Below are 21,334 nucleotides of genomic sequence, written 5' to 3'. Positions count from 1 at the left end.
GGACCGGCGGGTGGCTCAGCCCAGCGCGGCCGCCAGCTCCCCGGCGGAGCGGTCGACCGCCTCCCGCAGCGCCGCGGCGTCCGGTCCGCGGCGCAGGATCGCCCGGCTCGAGGCCGCGAGCACCTGGCCGGCCGCGGCGCCGAACACGCCCGGCAGCTCCTCGGCGCGGGCGCCCTGCGCGCCGTAGCCCGGGGCGAGCAGCGGCCCGCGCACGGCGGCCAGGTCGAGGCCCAGCTCCGCGGGGGCGCCGCCGACCGTGGCGCCCACCACGAGCCCGCAGGAGCCCAGGCGGTCCCGGGCCGCCCCGGCGGCGGTCCCGTCCGCGGACGCGAGGAGCCGGGCGTTCTCGGCCGCGGCCGCGGCGCACACCGCGCCCGCCACCGACTCGCGGCCCCCGGCGTGCTGGACGGAGCGGCCCTCGGGGTTGGAGGTGAGCGCCAGCACGAACGTGCCGCGCCCGGTCCGGGCGGCCAGGTCCAGGGCCGGGCGCAGGGACTCGAAGCCGAGGTACGGGCTCAGGGTCACGGCGTCGGCCGCGAGCGGGGACCCCTCCCCCAGCCACGCGGCCGCGTAGGCCTCCATCGTGGAGCCGATGTCGCCGCGCTTGGCGTCGGCGACGGTCAGCAGGCCCGCCGAGCGGGCCTCGGCGAGCAGCTCCTCGAGCACGGCGAAGCCGGCGGCGCCGTAGGGCTCGTACAGCGCCACCTGGGGCTTGAGGGCGGCGGCGCGGCCGGCGGCCGCCTCCAGGACGGTCAGGGTGAACCGGCGCAGTCCCTCGGCGGAGCGGGGCAGGTCCCACGCGTCCAGCAGGCCCGGGTGCGGGTCGACGCCCACGCACAGGGGGCCGTGCTCGTCCATCGCCGCCCCCAGCCGGGCGCCGAAGGGCGCTCGGCCGGGGGCGGGGGGCACCGGGGCCGCGCCCTCAGGCACGCACGGCCTCGGGCTCGGACTCCTCGGCGCGGAGCAGGACCTCCAGGCGCTGCTCGTGCTCCTGCAGGCTCGTGACGTCCCACGAGTAGGAGCGCAGCGCGGTGACGGCCTGCAGGGCGGCGCCCAGCACGGAGACCGTGGTCATCAGGGGCACGCCCACGCTGGTGGCCGCGGCGCGGATCTCGTAGCCGTCGCCGCGGGCGGCGCCGCCGGCCGGGGTGTTGAAGATCAGGTCGATCTCCCCGTCCGCGATCAGGTCCACGATGGTCCGCTCGCCGGGTGCCGTCTCCCGGATCTTGCGGACCACGGTGGACTCGATGCCGTTGCGGCGCAGCACGTCCGCGGTCCCGCCGGTGGCGAGGATCTCGAAGCCGAGGTCGCGGAACATCCGCACGTAGGCGATCGAGGAGCGCTTGTCCTTGTTGGCCACCGAGACGAACATCCGCCCGGACGTGGGCAGGGAGACGTTCGCGGCGGCCTGGGCCTTGGCGAAGGCCGTGTCGAAGTACTTGTCCAGGCCCATGACCTCCCCCGTGGAGCGCATCTCCGGGCCCAGCAGGGAGTCGACCACGGCCCCCTCGGCGGTGCGGAAGCGCGCGAACGGCAGCACGGCCTCCTTCACGGCCACGGGGGCCGAGGCCGGCAGCGTGGAGCCGTCGATCCGCTGGGGCAGGTGCCCCTGGGCCCGCAGCTGGGCGATGGTCGTGCCGGTGCCGATGAGGGCGGCGGCCTTGGCCAGCTGCACGCCCGTGGCCTTGGACACGAACGGCACGGTGCGGGAGGCCCGCGGGTTCGCCTCGATGACGTAGAGGATGTCGGAGGCCACGGCGAACTGGATGTTGATCAGCCCGCACACGCCCACGCCGCGGGCGATGGCCAGGGTGGCCTCGCGCACGCGCTCGACCACGTCGGGGCCCAGGGTGATGGAGGGCAGGGTGCACGCGGAGTCGCCGGAGTGGATGCCGGCCTCCTCGAGGTGCTCCATGACGCCGCCCACGTAGAGCTCCCGGCCGTCGTAGAGGGCGTCCACGTCGATCTCGATGGCGTCCTCGAGGAACTTGTCGATCAGCGCGGGCCGCGAGGCCGAGACCTCCGTGGCGTTCTGCAGGTAGCGGGCCAGGGCCGGCTCGTCGTAGACGATCTCCATGCCGCGGCCGCCGAGCACGTACGAGGGGCGCACGAGCACGGGGTAGCCGATGTCGTCCGCGATCCGCTTCGCGTCCGCGAAGGTGGACGCCGTGCCGTTCTTGGGCTGGCGCAGGCCGGCCTCGCCGAGCACGCGGGCGAACTCCCCGCGGTCCTCGGCGAGGTCGATGGCCTCCGGCGTGGTGCCGAGGATCGGCACCCCCGCGGCCTTGAGCTGGGCGGCAAGCTTGAGCGGGGTCTGCCCGCCCAGCTGCACGAACACCCCGAGCAGCCCGCCGGAGCGCCGCTCGGTCTCGACGACCTCCATGACGTCCTCGAAGGTCAGCGGCTCGAAGTACAGCCGCGTCGAGATGTCGTAGTCGGTGGAGACGGTCTCCGGGTTGCAGTTGACCATGACGGTCTCGTGCCCGGCCTCGCGCAGCACCATGGACGCGTGCACGCACGAGTAGTCGAACTCGATGCCCTGCCCGATCCGGTTCGGCCCCGAGCCCAGGATCATGATCGAGGGGCGCTCGTGCCGGCCCACCTCGCTCTCCTCGTCGTAGGAGGAGTAGTGGTAGGGGGTGAACGCCTCGAACTCCGCCGCGCACGTGTCCACGGTCTTGAACACGGGCCGGATGCCCAGCGCGTGGCGCACTCCGCGGACCACGTCCTCGGACAGGTGGGCGAGCTCGCCGATCTGGGCGTCGGAGAAGCCGTGCCGCTTGGCCAGGCGCAGGGTGCGGACCGTGAGGTCGCCGTCCTCCCGCACGGCGTCCGCGACCTCGTTGAGCAGCACCAGCTGGTCGAGGAACCAGGGGTCGATGCCGGTGGCCTCGTAGAGCCGCTCCACGGACGCGCCGGCCAGCAGGGCCTGCTGGACCTGCTGGAGGCGCTCCGTGGTGGGCGTCCGCGTGGCGTCGACGAGCCGCGCCAGGGCGTCGTCGTGGAGCTCGGCGCGCACGAACGAGAAGCTGGAGCCCTTCTGCTCGAGGGAGCGCATGGCCTTCTGCAGCGCCTCGGTGAAGTTGCGCCCGATGGCCATGGCCTCGCCGACCGACTTCATGGTGGTGGTCAGCGTGGGGTCCGCGGCCGGGAACTTCTCGAACGCGAAGCGCGGGATCTTCACGACGACGTAGTCCAGCGCCGGCTCGAAGGACGCCGGGGTCTTCTGCGTGATGTCGTTGGGGATCTCGTCGAGGGTGTAGCCGAGCGACAGCTTCGTGGCGATCTTGGCGATCGGGAAGCCGGTGGCCTTGGAGGCCAGCGCCGAGGACCGGGAGACCCGCGGGTTCATCTCGATGACGACGACGCGGCCGGTGTCCGGCTCGACCGCGAACTGGACGTTGCACCCGCCGGTGTCCACCCCCACCTCGCGGATCACGGCGATCGCGATGTCGCGCAGCTTCTGGTACTCGCGGTCGGTCAGGGTCATGGCCGGGGCCACGGTGATCGAGTCCCCGGTGTGCACCCCGACGGGGTCGAGGTTCTCGATGGAGCACACGACCACGACGTTGTCGTGCTTGTCGCGCATCATCTCCAGCTCGTACTCCTTCCAGCCGAGGATCGACTCCTCGAGGAGCACCTCGGAGGTCGGGCTGTACTGGATGCCGGCGCCGGCGATGCGGTGCAGGTCCTCCTCGTCGTAGGCCATGCCCGAGCCCAGGCCGCCCATCGTGAAGGACGGACGCACCACCATGGGGTAGCCCAGCTGCTCGGCGGCGGCGAGGGCCTCGGGCATGGAGTGCACGATCACGGAGCGGGCGGACTCGGCGCCGCAGCGCTCCACCACGCCCTTGAACGCCTCCCGGTCCTCGGCGAGGTTGATCGCCTCGACGTCCGCCCCGATGAGCTCCACACCGTACTTCTCGAGCACGCCGTTCGCGTCGAGGGCGATGGCCGCGGTGAGGGCCGTCTGCCCGCCCAGGGTCGGCAGCAGCGCGTCGGGCCGCTCCTTGGCGATGATCTTCTCGACCACCTCGGGGGTGATGGGCTCCACGTAGGTCGCGTCGGCGAACTCCGGGTCGGTCATGATGGTCGCGGGGTTGGAGTTCACGAGGATGACCCGCAGGCCCTCCTCCTTGAGCACCCGCAGGGCCTGCGTGCCCGAGTAGTCGAACTCCGCGGCCTGGCCGATGACGATCGGCCCGGAGCCGATGACCAGAACGCTGTTGAGGTCTGTCCTGCGCGGCATGTCAGTTCTGCCCTTCCGTGTCTGCGTCCCGGGACTCCTGCGCGCCCTGGGCGCCGCCGGGGACGGCGTTGTCGATGGTCGGGTCGGCGCGGCCGTCCCGGTGGCTGTCCATCAGCTCGATGAACCGGCCGAAGAGGTAGGAGGCGTCGTGCGGGCCGGCGGCGGCCTCCGGGTGGTACTGCACCGAGAACGCGGGCAGGTCGAGGCAGTTGAGCCCCTCCACCACGTCGTCGTTGAGGCACACGTGGCTGACCTCGACGCGTCCGAACTCGCCGAGGGGCGCCTCAACCGGGCCGTCCAGGGGGGCGTCCACGGCGAAGCCGTGGTTGTGGGCGGTGATCTCCACGCGCCCGGTCCTCCGGTCCAGGACCGGCTGGTTGATCCCCCGGTGGCCGAAGACGAGCTTGTAGGTGCCGAAGCCCAGGGCACGGCCCAGCAGCTGGTTGCCGAAGCAGATGCCGAAGAACGGGATGCCGGCGCGGAGCACCTCCCGCAGCGTCTCGATCTGCCGCTCGGCGGTGGCGGGGTCGCCGGGGCCGTTGGAGAAGAACACCCCGCGCGGGTCCAGGGCCCGGATCTGCTCGAAGTCCGTGCCGGCGGGCACGACGTGCACGCGCACGCCGCGCTCGGCGAAGCGGTGGGGGGTCATCGACTTGATCCCCAGGTCCACCGCCACGAGCTCGTGCAGCACCTCGCCGGTCCAGCCGTGCTCGACGGGCTCGACGACGTAGGCCTCCGGCGCCGTGACCGTCTCGGCGAGCCGGCGGCCCTCCATCCGCTCGGCGGTGCCGACCTCGGCCACGAGCTCGGCGTCCGGGCGCAGCGCGGCGTCCCCGGAGAAGATCCCGCCGCGCATCGCGCCGCGGTCCCGCAGGTGACGGGTGATCGCCCGGGTGTCGACGTCCTGGATGCCGACGACGCCCTGCGCGGCCAGCTCCTCGTCGAGGGAGCCCTCGGAGCGCCAGTTGGACGGGCGGCGGGCCGCGTCGCGCACGACGTAGCCGGACACCCAGATCCGCCGGGACTCGGCGTCGGCGGCGTTGACGCCGGTGTTGCCGATGTGCGGGGCGGTCTGCACGACGAGCTGGCCGGCGTAGGAGGGGTCGGTGATGGTCTCCTGGTAGCCGGTCATGCCGGTGGAGAACACGGCCTCGCCGAGGGCGGTGCCGAGCGCGCCGTAGGCGCGGCCGCGGAAGACGCGGCCGTCCTCCAGCACGAGCACGGCGGGTTCAGTGGTGATCGAGCTCAAGGTCGTCCTCACGTTCAGGTCTGTGGGTCGTCAGGTCTGGGGGTCGTTGCGGCGGGGCGGCGGGGTGCCGCCGGCGGGTCAGGAGTGCGGTGCCGGGACGATCGCCTCCACGGCGGCGAGGAGCCGCTGCTTGTCCTCGGCCCGCTGGGTGCGGAAGCCGGTGTCCACCACGGTGGGGCCGAGCCTCCAGGTGAGCACGGCGAGCCCGTCCCGCTCCACGAACTTCCCGACCATGCCGGAGCTGGTGCCCACGGCCACGAGGTCGGCGGCGGGGACGAACAGGGCCGGGGCGCCCTGCCGGTCGAGGAGCACGCCGTCCTCGAGGACCAGCGCCCTCGCCCGGGCGCGCACGCCCAGTCCGTGGGCGGCGATCCGCTCGAGCGGGGCGCCGGCCTCCGTGGTGCTCACGTACATGCCCGGGACCACGAGCCGGGGCTCGCGCTCCTCGAGGCCCGCGGGCGGCGCGGCCGGCGCGGGGATCCCGGACTGGCGTCGCACACGCGTGGACCAGCCCCGGCGGAGCAGGGCGAAGAGCACGGCGAGGACGAGGACCGTGACGAGCACGGTGGGGAGCTGGTCCATGGGACGGGGGCCTCCGGGCGGTGGAAGAGGGGCGGAGCGGTCAGGCGGCGGGCACCGGGGCGGGGGTGCTGAGCGCCCCGTCCAGGACGGTGGGGTGGCCGCGGAAGAAGGTGGCCCGGACCGCGCCGGGCAGCTCCATGCCGCGGTACGGGCTGTTGCGGCCCTTGGACGCGTGCCGGGCGGGGTCCACCACGGTGGTGGCCGCCGGGTCCCACAGGGTGATGTTCGCCGGCTCGCCCTCCGCGAGCGGCCGGCCCTGGCCGGCCAGGCGGCCGATCCGGGCGGGGGTCGCCGAGGTGATCCGGGCGACGTCGCGCCACGTCAGGAGGCCGGTGTCCACGAGGCTGAGCTGGACCACGGACAGCGCGGTCTCGAGGCCGGTCATCCCGTTGGCCGCGCAGGACCACTCGCACTCCTTGTCCTCGGCGGGGTGCGGCGCGTGGTCGGTGCCGATCACGTCGATGGTGCCGTCGGCCACGGCCTCGCGCAGGGCGTGCACGTCCTCGTCCGTGCGCAGCGGCGGATTGACCTTGAACACCGGGTCGAAGCTGCGGACCCGCTCGTCGGTGAGCAGCAGGTGGTGCGGGGTGGCCTCCGCGGTGACATCGATGCCGCGCCGCTTGGCCCAGCGGACGATGTCCACGGAGCCCTTCGTGGAGAGGTGGCAGATGTGCACGCGGGAGCCGACGTGCTCGGCGAGCAGCACGTCGCGGGCGATGATCGCCTCCTCCGCGACGGCGGGCCAGCCGGTGAGCCCGAGCTCGGCGGAGACGGAGCCCTCGTTCATCTGGGCGCCCTCGGTCAGGCGCGGTTCCTGGGCGTGCTGGGCCACGACGCCGTCGAAGCCCTTGACGTACTCGAGCGCCCGGCGCATCAGCACCGGGTCGTGCACGCACATGCCGTCGTCGGAGAACATCCGCACCCCGGCGCGGGACTCGGCCATCGCCATGATCTCGGACAGCCGTTCCCCCTTCAGGCCCACGGTCACGGCGCCCACGGGCCGGACCTCGACCCAGCCGGCGGAGCGGCCCAGCTCGTGGACCTGCTCGACGACGCCGGCCGTGTCCGCCACGGGATCGGAGTTCGCCATGGCGAAGACGGCGGTGTAGCCGCCGAGGGCGGCCGCGCGGGTGCCCGTCTCGACGGTCTCGGCGTCCTCCCGGCCCGGCTCGCGCAGGTGGGTGTGGATGTCCACGAGCCCGGGCAGGGCCACGAGCCCGGCGGCGTCGACGACGCGCGCGCCGCCCGCGGCCCCGGCGAGGTCGGGGCCGATGCGCCGGACCACGCCGTCCTCGACGAGGATGTCGGCGGCCTGCTCGCCGTACGGCCGGGCGCCCTGGATGAGGTACGAGGTCACGAGAGGTCAGCGCTCCTGGGGTGCGGGGTGGAGGTGGGGTCGAGGTCGTCGCCGGACAGCAGCAGGTAGAGCACCGACATCCGCACGGAGACGCCGTTGCGCACCTGGTCCAGGACCGTGGAGCGCGGGGAGTCCGCCGCGGCCGAGGAGATCTCCAGGCCCCGGTTCATGGGTCCCGGGTGCATGATCGCCGTGGAGGCCCCGGCGGCGTCGAGGGCCGCGACCCGCTCGGGGGTCAGCCCCCACTCCCGGGCGTACTCCTGGGCGGTCGGGAAGAACGCCGCGTGCATCCGCTCGCGCTGCACGCGCAGCATCATCACGGCGTCCGGGGCCGGGTCCAGCGCCTCGTCGAGCGAGAAGACCACCCGGCACGGCCAGTCCGCGATGCCGACCGGCAGCAGCGTGGGCGGGGCCACGAAGGTCACGCGGGCGCCCAGGGTGGTGAACAGCCACAGGTCGGAGCGGGCCACCCGGGAGTGCAGGACGTCGCCGACGATCACCACGTGCAGGCCGTCCAGGTCGAGTCCGCGGGTGCTCTCCCGGCCCTCGGTGCGGGCGCGGTGCTGGCGCAGCGTCATGGCGTCGAGCAGCGCCTGGGTGGGGTGCTCGTGGGTGCCGTCCCCGGCGTTGACCACGGCCGCGTCGATCCAGTCCGACTCGGCGAGCTGCTGCGGGGAGCCGGAGGCCGAGTGCCGGATCACCACGGCGTCGGCGCTCATCGCCGCGAGGGTCTGGGCGGTGTCCTTGAGCGACTCGCCCTTCGAGACCGAGGAGCCCTTGGCGGAGAAGTTCAGCACGTCCGCGGACAGGCGCTTGGCCGCCGTCTCGAAGGAGATGCGGGTGCGGGTGGAGTCCTCGAAGAAGAGGTTGACCACGGTGCGGCCCCGCAGGGCGGGGAGCTTCTTGACGGAGCGCTGACCCACGGCGGCCATCTGGTCCGCGGTGTCCAGGACCGTCAGGGCGGCGTCGTAGGAGAGGTCCTTCGTGGACAGCAGGTGCCTCACGCGCCGGCCCCCGGCACGGTGGTCTCGATGACCACGCAGTCCGCGTTCTCCTCCGCGCGCGGCTCCGGGTCGGTCTCGGCCAGGCGGACCCGGACCTTCTCCTGGGAGGACGTGGGCAGGTTCTTGCCCACGTGGTCGGCGCGGACGGGCAGCTCCCGGTGGCCGCGGTCGACGAGCACGGCGAGCCGGACCACGCGGGGGCGCCCGACGTCCACGAGGGCGTCGAGGGCGGCGCGCACGGTGCGCCCGGAGTACAGGACGTCGTCGACGAGGACCACGGTGCGCCCGTCGATGCCCTGCACGGGGATGCGGGTCGGCTGGGGGGCGCGGGCGGGGTTCTTGCGCAGGTCGTCGCGGAACATCGTGACGTCGAGCTGGCCGAGGCTCGCGGCGGCGTCGAAGCCGGGGTCGGTCGCGGCGATCTTGGCGGCGATCCGCTGGGCCAGCGGATAGCCGCGGCGCGGGATGCCGAGCAGCACGAGGTCCGAGCTGCCCTTGTTGGCCTCGAGGATCTCGTGGGCGATGCGCGTCAGGGCGCGGTCGATGTCGGCTGCCGAGAGGATGACGCGCGCGGCCGCGGGTCCCGTGGCGGGACCGGCCGTGGAGGTGTCGTCGTTCATGGGTGCCGCCTCCTTCCCCGCCTCACAGGACGGACTTAAAGGTTGCTTGCTCGCCCCAAACTAGCACAGCGGCCCGCACCCCCCGGGCCGGGAGTGACCTGCGCCTCCTCCGGCCGTGCGGGCCCGGTCAGGCGCTGTGGTCGGCCCGCTCCCACCAGGCCGCGGTGGCCGCGGACGAGCCGAGGGCGACGAGCCCGACGCCCAGGGGCCCGGCCCAGCCGGTGTCCGCGGCGGCCGGGCCGGCGGTCCCGGCCAGCAGGGCGGGCACGGCCCAGGGGAACCACGCGCCGTGGCCGACGGCGGCGAGCACCTGGGCCGTGAGCACGGTGCAGCAGCAGCAGCTTCGCCAGGACCACGGCGGTGCGGGAGGTGGGCAGGGCCAGCAGGTCCGTGGCGGTGCGGTCGGAGAACTCCCGGCCGAAGAGCCAGATCGCCGCGCTCCCGGAGATCACGAGCCTGCCCACCGAGACGGTCTGCGCGGTGAGGGAGAAGTACCCCGCCCAGTCCGCGGTGCCCCCGGTGAGCTGGGCCTTGGTCCCCAGCAGCCCCAGGGTCCGGGCGCGGTCGACGTCCTGGAGCACGAACATGAAGAACGCCCCCACGGCCCCGGCGAGCAGGACGGCCCCGGCGGTGGCCCACGGCACGCGCGAGCGGCGCAGCTTCAGGGCCTCCGCGTGCAGGGCGGCCACCAGGTCAGCGGGCACCGGAGGCCTCCTGCCGCTCCGGGGCCTGCGCGCCCACCAGGCGCAGGAAGTAGGCCTCGAGGTCCTCGCGGACCACGGTCAGGCCCGTGGGCGGCACGCCGCCGAGCACCAGGGCGGCGGCCACGTCGTCCGGCCGGTCCGTGGCCCGGTCCTCGTCGAGCACGAGCGCGCGGGGCCCGCGCCGGGCCGCGAAGCCGGCGGCGGCCAGGACCCGCACCGCCCGGTCGTCGTCGCGCGTGCCGAGCTCGAGCCGGCGGCGGACCCGGTCGGGCATGGCGGCGGTGGCGAACTCGTCGAGCAGCGCGCCACGGTGCGGGACCCCGATCCGGGTGGCCACGCGGGCGACCTCGCCGAGGATGTGGCTGGAGAGCAGCACGGCGGTGCCGTGCTCGCGGGCGAGGCGCTCGAGCAGGGCGCGCACCTCGACCGCGCCGGCCGGGTCCAGCCCGTTGACGGGCTCGTCGAGGACCAGCAGGGACGGGCGGTGCAGCACGGCCCGGGCCAGGGCCAGCCGCTGCAGGTTGCCCCGGGACAGGACGCGGGCGCGGCGGTCGGCGTGCTCGCGCAGGCCGAGGAGCTCCACGGCGTCGTCGACCGCGGCCGGGGACCGCAGCCGGCGGGCGACCTCCAGGTTCTCCCGCACGGTCAGCTCCGGGTAGGCGGAGGCGGCCTCCACGAGGTAGCCGACCTCCGCCCACACCGACCGCTCGCCCCGGCCGCGGCCGAGCACCGTGACGGAGCCGGCCGCGGGCCGGACCATGCCGAGGACCATCCGCATCACCGTGGTCTTCCCGGCGCCGTTGAGCCCCAGCAGCGCGTAGATCTCCCCCGGGGCGACCTCGAGGCCGACGCGGTCGACCGCGCGCACGGTCCCGTAGTGCTTCGAGACGCCCTGCAGGCGCAGTGCGGGAGCTGTCGTGGGGACCTCCCCGGGAGCGGCCGGCCGTGCTCCCGGCCACGGTAGCGCTCCGGGCGTGCCGATCAGCCCAGCAGGGTCGGCTTCATCTTCTGCAGCCGGCCCAGGAGGCCGTTGACGAAGCGCGGGGAGTCGTCCCCCGCGAGCTCCTTGGCGAGGGACACGGCCTCGGCCACGGCGACCCCGTCCGGGACGTCGTCGTTGAACAGCAGCTCCCAGGCGCCCACGCGCAGCACGTTGCGGTCCACGGCCGGCATCCGCTCGAGGGTCCAGCCCTGGGAGTACGTCTCGAGGTACTCGTCGAGCTCACCGCGGCGCATCGTGACGCCGAGCACGAGCTCCTCGGCGTACGGGGAGACCAGCGAGTCGCTGTGCAGCCGGCGCCGCTCCATGACCTCGCGGGCGTCCTCGGAGCGCTGCTCGGCCTCGAAGAGGATCTCCACGGCGCGCCGGCGCGCCTTGCCCCGGGCGCTCACTCGTTGACGCGGCCCAGGTAGTCACCCGTGCGGGTGTCGACCTTGACCTTGGTGCCCTGCTCGAGGAACAGCGGCACCTGGATCTGGTAGCCGGTCTCCACGGTGGCGGGCTTGGTGCCGCCGGTGGAGCGGTCGCCCTGCAGGCCCGGCTCGGTGTAGGTGATCTCGAGCACCACGGACGCGGGCAGCTCGATGTACAGCGGGGCGCCCTCGTACATCGCGATGGTGGCGTTGAGGTTCTCGAGCATGAAGTTGGCGGCGTCGCCCACCACCTCACCGGGGACGGTGATCTGGTCGTAGGTCTTGTTGTCCATGAAGACGTAGTCGGCGCCGTCCTGGTACAGGTACTGGTACTCGCTGCGGTCCACGGTGGCCGTCTCGATCTTGGCGCCGGCGTTGAAGGTCTTGTCGACGACCTTCCCGGACCGGATGTTGCGCATCTTGGTGCGCACGAACGCCCCGCCCTTGCCCGGCTTGACGTGCTGGAACTCGATGACGTTCCAGAGGTTGCCCTCCAGCTTCAGGACGGTGCCGTTCTTGATGTCGTTCGTGGTAGCCACAGGTTCTCTCTCTGTCTGTCTGCGAAGTCGGCAGGTCGGCGCGGTCGGCCGGTGTCGTCCCGGACCGCGGACCAGTCTAGCGGGGCGCGCCCTCGGCGATCTCCTGGTAGGTCGCGAAGAGGATCGCGGGGTCGGGGACCTCGAGGACGCGGGGCTTGCCGACGGCGTCGAGGACGACGAAGCGCAGCAGGTTCCCGCGGGTCTTCTTGTCCCGCTTCATGACCTCGAGCAGCCGGGGCCACTGGTCCCACCGGTAGGCGGTGGGCAGCCCCAGGGCGGTGAGCACGCTGCGGTGGCGCTCGACGACGTCGTCGGCCAGGCTGCCGGCGGTGCGGGCGAGCTCCGCGGCGAAGACCATCCCCACGGCCACCGCGGCGCCGTGGCGCCACTGGTAGCGCTCGTTGTGCTCGATCGCGTGGCCGAGCGTGTGCCCGTAGTTGAGCACCTCCCGGCGCCCGGCCTCCCGCAGGTCGCCGGAGACGATCTCGGCCTTGACCCGGATGCCGCGCTCCACGAGCTCGCGCACCACCTCGGACTGCGAGTCCCGCACCGCCTCCGGGTGGCCCTCGATGAGCTCGAGGATCCGCTCGTCGGCGATGAAGCCGCACTTGACGACCTCCGCCATGCCGGTGAGCAGCTCGTTCTCGGGCAGCGTCCGCAGCGTGTCGAGGTCGCACAGCACGGCCGCGGGCGGGTGGAAGGCGCCCACGAGGTTCTTGCCCTCCGCGGTGTTGATCCCGGTCTTGCCGCCCACGGCGGCGTCCACCATGCCGAGCAGGGTCGTGGGCACGTGCACCACCCGCACCCCGCGCAGCCAGGTGGCGGCCACGAAGCCCGCGAGGTCGGAGACCGCTCCCCCGCCCACGGAGACGATCGCGTCCGAGCGGGTGAAGTCGTTCTGCCCCAGGACCTGCCAGCAGAAGGACGCCACCTGGACGTGCTTGCCCTCCTCGGCGTCCGGGATCTCGGCGGTGAACGCCTGGTAGCCCTGGCCGCGCAGCTCCTCCATGACCACGTCGCCGGTGCTGCGCAGCGCCCTCGGGTGGATGACCAGCACGCGCTGGACCCGGTCGCCGAGCACGCGGGGGACCTCCCCGAGCAGCCCGTGGCCCACGAGGACGTCGTAGTTCTCGGCCGGACGGTCCCCGGTGACGGGGATGGTCGTGACGGTGCGGGGAGCGGACTCGCTCATGCCTGGACCTCCTGGGTGCTGTCGGTGGTGCCGCCGGCGGTCCGCGCGGACCGCAGGCGGACGAGCTCCGCCTCGAGGTCGGCGCCGATCTCCGCGACGGGTCGGTTGCGGGTGCCGTCGAGGGTGATGTCGGCGAGCTCCTCGTAGCAGGCGCGCCGGGACTCGTAGAGCTCCTGCCAGCGCCGCTCCGGGTCCGGCTGGAGCATGGGCCGGGTGCGGTTGCCGCTGATCCTGGGGAGCACGGTCTCGGCGTCCACCTCGAGGTAGGCGACGAGCTCGTGGCGCAGCAGCTCCCGGGTGGACGGGGTCATGGGGGCGCCGCCGCCCACGGAGAAGATCGCGTTGGCGTGGTCGGGGTCCCGGAGGATCTCGGCGATGGTGTCCGCCTCGAGGTCGCGGAAGTACTTCTCGCCGTGCTCCGCGAAGATCCCCGAGATCACGCCGTAGCGGGAGACGATCACCTGGTCGGCGTCCACGAAGTCGTAGCCGTAGAACTTGGACATGTGCAGGGCGAGGAAGGACTTGCCGGCGGCCATGGGGCCGATGAGCACCACGGGCCGCTGCGGGACCGCGGTGCCGTCGGCCGGGGCGGGGAACTGCGCGTTCACGCCTGGCCCTCCCCCGTCTCGGCGGGCGCCACCAGCGGGTCGCCCATGTGGTCGTCGCGCGCCGCCGCGGCGTCGCCCTCGAACTGCCCGAGCCCGGCGGAGGAGTGCAGGTTCTCCGGGACGGCGGCGAGGTAGGCGTCCTTGTTGCGGGCGGTCTCGGCGATCGAGTCCCCGCCGAACTTCTCCGTCACGGCGTCGGCGAGCACGAGGGCCACCATCGCCTCGGCCACCACGCCGGCCGCGGGCACGGCGCACACGTCCGAGCGCTGGTGGTGGGCCCGGGCGGCCTCGCCGGTGGCGACGTCGACGGTGCGCAGCGCCTTCGGCACGGTGGCGATGGGCTTCATGGCCGCGCGCACGCGCAGGACGTCCCCGATGGACATGCCGCCCTCGATCCCCCCGGCCCTGTTGCTCACGCGGCGCACCGCGCCGTCGGCGCCGCGGGCGATCTCGTCGTGGGCCTCGGACCCGGGGCGGGACGCGGTCAGGAAGCCGTCCCCGACCTCGACGCCCTTGATCGCCTGGATGCCCATCAGCGCCCCGGCGAGGCGGGAGTCCAGCCGGCGGTCCCAGTGCACGTAGGAGCCGAGCCCCGGCGGCAGGCCGTAGGCGAGGACCTCCACGACGCCCCCGAGGGTCTCCCCGTCCTTGTGCGCGGCGTCCACCGCCGCCACCATGGCCTCCGCCGTGGCGGGGTCGAAGCACCGCAGGGGGTCGGCGTCGAGGGCGGCCACGTCCTCGGGCAGCGGCCGCGGGGCGTCGACCGGCGCGCTCACGGCGCCCACGGCGGTCGTGTGGGAGACGAGGCGCACGCCCACGGCCTCGAGCATCTTCGCGGAGACGGCGCCGAGGGCCACGCGCGTGGCGGTCTCCCGGGCGCTGGCCCGCTCCAGCACGGGGCGGGCCTCGTCGAAGCCGTACTTCTGCATCCCGGTCAGATCGGCGTGGCCGGGGCGGGGGCGGGTCAGGGGGGCGTTGCGGGCACGGCCCTCGAGCACCTCCGCGTCCACGGGGTCCGCGGACATCACCTCGCGCCACTTGGGCCACTCGGTGTTGGCGATCTCGATCGCCACCGGCCCGCCCTGGGTCACGCCGTGGCGCACGCCGCCGAGCAGGCGCACCTGGTCCTGCTCGAACTTCATCCGCGCGCCGCGCCCGTAGCCGAGCCGCCGGCGGGCGAGGGCGTCGCGGACGTCCTGGCTGGTCAGGCTCACCCCCGCGGGGACGCCCTCGATGATCCCGACGAGCGCCTCGCCGTGCGACTCGCCGGCCGTGAGCCAACGCAACATAACAACTCTTTCCGTTTCGGGGTCTCGTCGGCAGGGTCCGCAGGGCGCGGCCGCCGACGGGTCTCAGGTGCGGGGCAGGGACGGGACGGGGAGGATGGGCCGCCCCACCGCCGTGCACATCGCCGCGATCACGTCCTGTTCCCGGGGCAGGGGTGTGCCCGGATCGCGGCCGGTGAACAGGCGGATCTGGTCCACCGCCTGGAAGATCAGCATATCGAGTCCCGGGGCCACCGCTCCCCCGGCCCGGGCCCAGACCCCGGCGACCGCCGACGGCCACGGGTCGTAGGCGGCGTCCAGCAGGACGCCCGTGGTCGCCGGGGAACCGGCCTCGAGCTGCGCCGCCAGCTCGTCCGCGCCGTGCGGCGGGAGGGTCGAGACGACCACGTCGTAGCCGGCCAGCCGGTCCGGCGCCTCCTCCCAGGCCCGCAGGTGCACGGGGATCCCGAGCCGGCGCCCCGCCTCGGCGGCGCGCCCGGCGCGGGCCGCGGAGCGCACGAGGACGTCCACGGAGGGGGCCCCGAGCAGCTGCGCGGCGGCGACCGCGGCCGTGGCCGTGCCGCCACCGCCCAGCACGGCGGCCCGGGGTCGGTCCGGGACCGTGCCCGCCGCGAGCACCGCGCCCACGATGCCCGCGACGTCGGTGTTGTGGCCCAGGACGGACCCGTCGGCGCGGAAGAGCAGGGTGTTGACCGCGCCGACCGCGTCCCCCAGCCCCGTCAGCTCGTCGGCGCACGCCGCGGCGACCGACTTGAGGGGCATCGTCACCGACAGCCCGCGCCAGGCGGGGTCGCCGCGGCGGGCGTCGACGAACGGCGGGAGCTGCTCCTCGACGAGGTCGTGGGCGTCGTAGTCCACGTCCTCGCCCAGCACCGCGTACGCGGCGCGGTGCAGGTCCGGGGACCTCGAGTGGCCGATGGGGTGGCCCACCACGGCCGCGCGGGCGGGGCTCACCCGCACCGGCCCTCGTTCTCGCTGCACCACTGGTTGTACTCCTCCACGTACTCGAGGTGCTGCGCGTAGGTCTCGGAGAACTTCGTCTCGCCCGTGTCGAGGTTCACGGTGACCCAGAAGTAGTAGTCGTTCTCCTGCGGGTCAGCGGCCGCCGCGATGGCGGCGTCGCCCGGGGAGCCGATCGGGCCCACCGGCAGCCCCGGGTTGGCGAAGGTGTTGTACCGGTTGGACTCGTCGCGGCGCTCCTCCTCCGTGAAGTCGTAGCTCCTGCGGTCGAGGCCGTAGGTCACGGACGCGTCGGACTGGATGAACCCGGAGGTCTCGCCGTCGGGGTTGTCGAGGCGGTTCTGGATCGCGCCCGCCACCACGTCGTAGTGCTCGGGCTGGACCTCGAACTCGATGATCGAGCCGATGGTGAGCACCTCGAAGATCCTGTCCTCGCCGCTGACACCGTTGTCCTCGAGGGTCGCCCGGGTGCGGTCCACCATGTCGCGCAGGATCTGCTCCGCGGTGGCGTCCAGCGGGAACCGGTACTCCCCCGGGTGCAGCCAGCCCTCGAGGGTCGGGAAGCGGCCGGGGATCCCGAACGCCTCCGTGTCCTCCTCGTAGGCCTCGAACTCGGAGACCGGGATGCCCGTGGACTCGCTGAGGACCCCGAAGACGTCGGACATGCGCAGGGTCCGGTTGACCGCCGCGTAGTGGGTGGCCTCGTCCTCCTCCATGAGCGCGTCCACGGCGGCCTCGGAGCTCATCTCCGTGCGCAGCTCGTACTCGCCCGGCTGGATGAACTGCTCGGCGTGCTCCTCCTGGTAGGTCTCGACGAACGTCTCGGCGTCCGCCACGATCCCCTGCTCCTGGAGCGCCACGGCGATCTGCCCGGTGGTGGCGCCCTGGGCCACGGAGAACGTCACGGGGTCCTTGCCGTCGCCGCGGTAGTCGCGGATCTCGAACCAGCCGAAGGTCGAGCCGAGCACGGACACGGTGATCAGCGCGGCGAGCAGGAACAGGGCGATGGCCGTGGTGAGGGACACGCGGCCGCGGCGCTGCCGCCGCTTGACCTGCTCCGGCGTGAGCTCCTCGTGCTCGAAGACGCCGCGCAGGCCCGTGGAGGGCTGCCGCGAGGACGGCGCGTCCAGGAGGCTGCCCAGACCCCCGCCGCCTCCGGAGGACTCGCGGGCTCCCTCGGGTCGGCGGGACGCCGACTGGTCGTACGGATCGTCGCTCACGAATGCTCTCCGTCCGGATCGGTGGTCGTCAACGGCGCCGTCCGCGCCCAGTCGGGCGCTCCGGCGGTGTCCTCGGCCGTGCTCCCGGCCTCGCGGGACGGCTGCCCGTCCTGCGCCCCGGCGGGACCGTGCCCGTCGAGGTCCCCCCCATTATGCGCGACCGCAGGTTCCGCGGCGGCAGGGGCCGGCGGGTCCACCGGCGCCCCGGGCTCCGCACCGGTCGCCCTGGCCCGGTCCACGGCGCTCTGCAGGATGGTGGCCGCGGCCACCTGGTCGACCTTGTCCATGTGGTCCCGGCGGGAGACCCCGGCCTCGAGGAGCGCCCGGTGGGCGTCCACCGTGCTGAGGCGCTCGTCGACCAGCCGCACCGGCACCTCGCGGCCCTTCACGCGCAGCCGCCGCACGAGGGCCTCCGCGTAGTCGCGGGCCATCGCGGTGGAGGCGTTCTCCCCGCCGTCGAGGCTGCGGGGCAGGCCGACGTAGACGGCGACGACGTCGTGCTCCTGGACCAGGCCGGCCAGCAGCTTCACGTCGAAGCCCTTCCGGGGGTCGCGCCGCAGCGTGGTGAGCGGCGTGGCGAGGATGCCGTCGGGGTCGCACAGGGCCACCCCGACGCGGACGAGGCCGACGTCGACCCCCATCCGCCGTCCCCGGGCGAAGGCGTCGCTCACGCGGCGGCGCCGCCCGTCGCCCGGGCGATGTCGGCCAGCACCGCGTCCAGGGCGGCCCCGACCTGGGCGGGGTCCTGCCCGCCGCCCTGGGCGATGTCGTCCTTGCCGCCGCCGCCGCCGCCGAGGACCTGGGCGGCGGTGCGCACGAGCCGGCCGGCCTGCACGCCCGCGCCGCGGGCGCCCTCGGTGGTGGCCACGAGAACCAGGGGCCGGCCCTTGGCGGTGCCCGTGACGGCCACGACGAACGGCTCGGCCGTCATCCGGCCGCGCAGGTCGAGCGCGAGCGAGCGGACGTCGTCGGCCCCGGAGACCTCCCCCATGTCGTGGGCGAGGACCTTGACCGGGCCGACCTGGCGCACCCCGTCGAGCAGGGACCCCGCCTGCGCCTGCAGCTTCTCCCGGCGCAGCACCGCGAGCTCCTTCTCGGCCGACTTCAGCTTCTCGAGGGTGCCCGCCAGGCGCTCGGGCAGCTCCGCGGAGGACTGCGCCTTGAGCATGCCGGTCAGCTGGTGCACGAGGGTCCGCTCGGCGGCGAGGTGCCGGAACGAGTCCAGCCCCACGAGCGCCTCGACGCGGCGGTTGCCCGAGCCCACGGACTGCTCGGTCAGCAGCGTGAGCGAGCCGATCTGGGCGGTGCCGCCCACGTGCGTGCCGCCGCACAGCTCACGGGACCACGGGCCGTTGAGCTCGACCACGCGCACCCGGTCCCCGTACTTCTCGCCGAACAGGGACATGGCCCCCATGGCCTTCGCCTCGGCGAGGGCCATCTCCTGGGTCACGACCTCGTGGTTGGCGTGGATCGCCGCGTTGGAGACCTCCTCGATCTCCTGGCGCTGGGCCTCGCCGAGGCCCTCGCCCCACGCGAAGTCGAAGCGCAGATAGCCCTCCTTGTTGAACGAGCCGCGCTGGACGGCCTCGGGGCCGAGGACGTCGTGCAGGGCCGCGTGCACGATGTGGGTGCCGGTGTGGGCGGCCTCGGCGGCACGGCGCCGGGCGACGTCCACCTGGGCGTGCACCGTGGCGCCGGAGAGGGCCTCGCCCTCGCGCACCACCGCCTGGTGCACGGACAGCCCCTTGACCGGCTGCTGGACGTCGGTGACCTCGAGCACGAACCCGTCGCCGGAGATCGTGCCCCGGTCGGCGGCCTGGCCGCCGGCCTCGGCGTAGAACGGCGTCTCGTCCAGGACCACCTCCACGTGCGCCCCGGCCGGCGCGGCGGGGACGCTCACGCCGTCCTGCAGCAGGGCGCGCAGCACCGTCCCGTGCCCCAGCCGCGTGTAGCCGGTGAACACCGAGCCACCCTCGTCCACGAGCCGGCGGAACACCGAGAGGTCGGCGTGGGCGCCCTTCTTGGCTCGGGCGTCCTGCTGCGCGCGGTGGCGCTGCTCCTCCATGAGACCGCGGAAGGCCGTCTCGTCGACCGCGACCCCGGCCTCGGCGGCCATCTCCAGGGTCAGATCGATCGGGAAGCCGTAGGTGTCGTGCAGGGCGAAAGCCTCCGCGCCCGAGACGGTCCGGCCCTGCTGCCGGGCGCCGGCCACCGCCTCGTTGAGCCGGGTGGTCCCGGACTCGATGGTCTTCAGGAACGCCCGCTCCTCGGCGTAGGCGATCCGGGAGATCCGCTCGAAGTCCTCGGCCACGTAGGGGTAGACGCCGCGCATGGCGTCCCGGGAGGCGGGCAGCAGCACGGGCAGGCAGGGCTCGGTGACGCCCATCAGGCGCATCGCGCGGATCGCGCGGCGCAGCAGGCGGCGCAGGATGTACCCGCGGCCCTCGTTGGATGGGCTGACGCCGTCGGCGATGAGCATCAGCGAGGAGCGGACGTGGTCGGCGACCACGCGCATCCGCACGTCGTCCTCGTAGCCCTCCTCCCCCGGCTTCTCCGAGCCGCGGTAGCGCTTCCCGGAGAGCTCGGCCGCCCGGTCGAGGACGGGCCGGACCTGGTCGGTCTCGTAGAAGTTCTCCACGCCCTGCAGGAGCATGGCCAGGCGCTCCACGCCGAGGCCGGTGTCGATGTTCTTCTCGGGCAGGTCGCCGAGGATCTCGTAGTCCTTGCCCGTGCCCTCGCCGCGCTGGTACTGCATGAAGACGAGGTTCCAGATCTCGATGTACCGGTCGTCGTCGACGGCCGGCCCGCCCTCCCGGCCGTACCGGGGTCCGCGGTCGTAGAAGATCTCCGAGTCGGGGCCCGCGGGGCCGGGCTGGCCGGTGTCCCAGTAGTTCTCGTCCCGGCCCATCCGCTGGATCCGCTCGGCGGGCACGCCCACGGTGTCCTTCCACAGCGTGTAGGACTCCTCGTCGTCCTCGTAGACGGTGACCCACAGCCGGTCCGGGTCCAGGCCGAAGCGGCCCTCGTCCACGGGTCCGGTGAGCAGTTCCCAGGCCATGGGGATGGCCCGCTCCTTGAAGTAGTCCCCGAAGGAGAAGTTGCCGGCCATCTGGAAGAACGTGCCGTGCCGGGCGGTCTTGCCCACCTCGTCGATGTCGAGGGTGCGGATGCACTTCTGGATGGACGTGGCGCGCCGGTAGGGCGCGGTCTCCTGGCCGAGGAAGTACGGGATGAACGGGACCATGCCCGCGATCGTGAACATGGCACCGGGCTGGGAGGAGATGAGCGAGGCGGAGGGCACCACGGTGTGGCCCTGGCCTTCGAAGTAGTCCAGCCAGCGCTTGGTGATTTCCTGAGACAGCATTACCGGTGCTTTCCTTCGCGGTGGGTCGAGGGGGGTGTCGAGGGGTCGGTGGGGTCCGCCGAGGCCTCGGCCCCGTGGGGGGCGCTGGTGCCGTCGAGCACCGGCGGGGCGGTGTCGCGGGCGGCGAGGCGCGCGGCCGGAGGCCGGGGCGCGGCCACGCCGAAGGACTCGCGCAGCTCGGCCTCCCGCTCGTCCATGCCCGCCCGCACGGCCGCGGCGAACCGGTAGAGCCGGGACCGCCAGTCCCCGGCGCGGGGCGTGCGCGCGGCACCGGCGGCCTCCCGCACGGCGAGGTCCTGGCCGGTCGAGCGGGCGAACCGCGTGGCGGCGGCGCCGAGCACCCCGCCGGCGGCCACGAGGGCGAGCCTGCCCCAGAAGCTCATGGCCGGTCCTCCCCCGGAGCGCCCGGAACCGGCTCGTCGGCGGTCCCGAAGCGGTCGGCCCGGTGGGCGCCCCCCGTCGCGGTGTCGCCGGTGAACGCCCGGCGCACACCGTGCGAGAACGCGGCGACCTTGATCAGCGGCTGGCCCACGGTGGAGGCCACCAGGGAGGACAGCGCGGAGACGTTCGCGGAGGCGTCGGAGACGTTGGTCGTGATGCCGTCCACCTTCTCGAGCTGGGAGTTGGTGGTCGAGACGGTGCGGGTGACCTCGTCGATGAGGGGGACGGTCTCGTTGTTGAGCGAGCGGATCGTCAGCCGCAGCTCGTCGAAGACCTTGCCGAGCTTGAGGATCGGCACCGCGAGCAGGAGGACCAGCACGGCGAACACCCCCGCGGCGAGCAGTCCTGCGATTTCTCCACCGGTCATGGGGCGGCGCGCTCCTTGCTGGTCGGGTCGAGGGGACCGGGGCGGCGGGGCCGCCCCGGGCGTGCGGGAACGGGCACCGGTGCGGTGCCCGGGGACCAACTGTACCGAACGGGAGAGCCCGCGGCGCAGGCGCCGCGGGCTCTCCGCCGGGAAGGCCCTGCTCCCGGGGCGTCCCGGGA

Annotated in this window: 20 protein-coding genes; all 20 read right to left on the bottom strand. The window is 73.9% G+C overall.

What is annotated here, in order from left to right; all coding sequences use genetic code 11:
- Window positions 1–15: 15 nt before the first annotated feature.
- A complete protein-coding gene (gene pyrF, locus RCG67_RS06045; RefSeq protein ID WP_368825276.1) occupies window positions 16–930 on the bottom strand; it encodes an orotidine-5'-phosphate decarboxylase in 915 nt (304 codons plus the stop codon).
- Entirely contained in the window at window positions 923–4,249 is a 3,327-nt protein-coding gene (gene carB, locus RCG67_RS06040; protein ID WP_368825275.1) for a carbamoyl-phosphate synthase large subunit, read from the bottom strand. The genes pyrF and carB overlap by 8 nt, the downstream gene beginning before the upstream one ends.
- 1 nt (window position 4,250) lies before the next feature.
- A complete protein-coding gene (gene carA / locus RCG67_RS06035) occupies window positions 4,251–5,498 on the bottom strand; it encodes a glutamine-hydrolyzing carbamoyl-phosphate synthase small subunit (protein WP_368825274.1) in 1,248 nt (415 codons plus the stop codon).
- Between the two features lie 78 nt (window positions 5,499–5,576).
- Window positions 5,577–6,080: a PH-like domain-containing protein gene (locus tag RCG67_RS06030; protein WP_368825273.1), complete on the bottom strand. Its 504-nt coding sequence runs from the start codon at window positions 6,078–6,080 to the stop codon at window positions 5,577–5,579.
- A 40-nt stretch (window positions 6,081–6,120) separates the two neighbouring features.
- Window positions 6,121–7,437: a dihydroorotase gene (locus tag RCG67_RS06025; RefSeq protein ID WP_368825272.1), complete on the bottom strand. Its 1,317-nt coding sequence runs from the start codon at window positions 7,435–7,437 to the stop codon at window positions 6,121–6,123.
- Window positions 7,434–8,441: an aspartate carbamoyltransferase catalytic subunit gene (locus RCG67_RS06020; protein ID WP_058872661.1), complete on the bottom strand. Its 1,008-nt coding sequence runs from the start codon at window positions 8,439–8,441 to the stop codon at window positions 7,434–7,436. The genes RCG67_RS06025 and RCG67_RS06020 overlap by 4 nt, the downstream gene beginning before the upstream one ends.
- A complete protein-coding gene (gene pyrR / locus RCG67_RS06015; RefSeq protein ID WP_368825271.1) occupies window positions 8,438–9,061 on the bottom strand; it encodes a bifunctional pyr operon transcriptional regulator/uracil phosphoribosyltransferase PyrR in 624 nt (207 codons plus the stop codon). The genes RCG67_RS06020 and pyrR overlap by 4 nt, the downstream gene beginning before the upstream one ends.
- A 35-nt stretch (window positions 9,062–9,096) precedes the next feature.
- A complete protein-coding gene (locus tag RCG67_RS06010; RefSeq protein WP_368825270.1) occupies window positions 9,097–9,765 on the bottom strand; it encodes an ABC transporter permease in 669 nt (222 codons plus the stop codon).
- Entirely contained in the window at window positions 9,755–10,633 is an 879-nt protein-coding gene (locus RCG67_RS06005; protein ID WP_368825269.1) for an ABC transporter ATP-binding protein, read from the bottom strand. The genes RCG67_RS06010 and RCG67_RS06005 overlap by 11 nt, the downstream gene beginning before the upstream one ends.
- A 113-nt stretch (window positions 10,634–10,746) precedes the next feature.
- Window positions 10,747–11,157 carry a transcription antitermination factor NusB gene (nusB, locus tag RCG67_RS06000; RefSeq protein ID WP_368825268.1) on the bottom strand — a complete coding sequence of 137 codons (411 nt, stop codon included), beginning with the start codon at window positions 11,155–11,157 and terminating at the stop codon, window positions 10,747–10,749.
- The gene (gene efp / locus RCG67_RS05995; RefSeq protein ID WP_058872665.1) at window positions 11,154–11,717 is read right to left on the bottom strand and encodes an elongation factor P; all 564 of its coding nucleotides are present in this window, start codon (window positions 11,715–11,717) and stop codon (window positions 11,154–11,156) included. The genes nusB and efp overlap by 4 nt, the downstream gene beginning before the upstream one ends.
- Before the next feature lie 76 nt (window positions 11,718–11,793).
- Window positions 11,794–12,909 (bottom strand): 3-dehydroquinate synthase, encoded by a 1,116-nt coding sequence (gene aroB / locus RCG67_RS05990; RefSeq protein WP_058872666.1) that lies wholly within the window; start codon window positions 12,907–12,909, stop codon window positions 11,794–11,796.
- A complete protein-coding gene (locus tag RCG67_RS05985; RefSeq protein WP_368825266.1) occupies window positions 12,906–13,517 on the bottom strand; it encodes a shikimate kinase in 612 nt (203 codons plus the stop codon). Before RCG67_RS05985 ends, aroB begins: the two co-directional genes overlap by 4 nt.
- Entirely contained in the window at window positions 13,514–14,806 is a 1,293-nt protein-coding gene (gene aroC / locus RCG67_RS05980; protein ID WP_368825265.1) for a chorismate synthase, read from the bottom strand. Before aroC ends, RCG67_RS05985 begins: the two co-directional genes overlap by 4 nt.
- A 63-nt stretch (window positions 14,807–14,869) precedes the next feature.
- Window positions 14,870–15,784, bottom strand: coding sequence for a shikimate dehydrogenase (locus tag RCG67_RS05975; protein ID WP_368825264.1), 915 nt, complete (start codon window positions 15,782–15,784; stop codon window positions 14,870–14,872).
- Complete coding sequence (locus RCG67_RS05970) at window positions 15,754–16,983, bottom strand: endolytic transglycosylase MltG (protein WP_368825263.1); 1,230 nt, start codon at window positions 16,981–16,983, stop codon at window positions 15,754–15,756. Before RCG67_RS05970 ends, RCG67_RS05975 begins: the two co-directional genes overlap by 31 nt.
- Entirely contained in the window at window positions 16,980–17,654 is a 675-nt protein-coding gene (gene ruvX, locus RCG67_RS05965) for a Holliday junction resolvase RuvX (RefSeq protein ID WP_368825261.1), read from the bottom strand. The genes RCG67_RS05970 and ruvX overlap by 4 nt, the downstream gene beginning before the upstream one ends.
- Window positions 17,651–20,347, bottom strand: a complete 2,697-nt coding sequence (alaS, locus tag RCG67_RS05960; protein WP_368825260.1) for an alanine--tRNA ligase — start codon at window positions 20,345–20,347, stop codon at window positions 17,651–17,653. Before alaS ends, ruvX begins: the two co-directional genes overlap by 4 nt.
- Window positions 20,347–20,730, bottom strand: coding sequence for a hypothetical protein (locus tag RCG67_RS05955; protein WP_368825259.1), 384 nt, complete (start codon window positions 20,728–20,730; stop codon window positions 20,347–20,349). Before RCG67_RS05955 ends, alaS begins: the two co-directional genes overlap by 1 nt.
- A complete protein-coding gene (locus RCG67_RS05950; RefSeq protein ID WP_058872674.1) occupies window positions 20,727–21,155 on the bottom strand; it encodes a DUF948 domain-containing protein in 429 nt (142 codons plus the stop codon). Before RCG67_RS05950 ends, RCG67_RS05955 begins: the two co-directional genes overlap by 4 nt.
- Between the last annotated feature and the right edge of the window lie 179 nt (window positions 21,156–21,334).

The sequence above is a fragment of the Kocuria cellulosilytica genome, from assembly GCF_040981245.1.
GTDB lineage: Bacteria > Actinomycetota > Actinomycetes > Actinomycetales > Micrococcaceae > Kocuria > Kocuria cellulosilytica.
The sequence above is the reverse complement of the archived record's forward strand: the minus strand, read 5'-3'. Positions and strand labels throughout refer to the sequence as shown.

Bases quoted from the DNA above. Each gene is read 5' to 3' on its own strand.
- carB (WP_368825275.1), bottom strand. From the start codon at position 4,249: ATGCCGCGCAGGACAGACCTCAACAGCGTTCTGGTCATCGGCTCCGGG.
- RCG67_RS06030 (WP_368825273.1), bottom strand. From the start codon at position 6,080: ATGGACCAGCTCCCCACCGTGCTCGTCACGGTCCTCGTCCTCGCCGTG.
- pyrR (WP_368825271.1), bottom strand. From the start codon at position 9,061: ATGAACGACGACACCTCCACGGCCGGTCCCGCCACGGGACCCGCGGCC.
- aroB (WP_058872666.1), bottom strand. From the start codon at position 12,909: ATGAGCGAGTCCGCTCCCCGCACCGTCACGACCATCCCCGTCACCGGG.
- aroC (WP_368825265.1), bottom strand. From the start codon at position 14,806: ATGTTGCGTTGGCTCACGGCCGGCGAGTCGCACGGCGAGGCGCTCGTC.
- alaS (WP_368825260.1), bottom strand. From the start codon at position 20,347: ATGCTGTCTCAGGAAATCACCAAGCGCTGGCTGGACTACTTCGAAGGC.
- RCG67_RS05955 (WP_368825259.1), bottom strand. From the start codon at position 20,730: ATGAGCTTCTGGGGCAGGCTCGCCCTCGTGGCCGCCGGCGGGGTGCTC.
- RCG67_RS05950 (WP_058872674.1), bottom strand. From the start codon at position 21,155: ATGACCGGTGGAGAAATCGCAGGACTGCTCGCCGCGGGGGTGTTCGCC.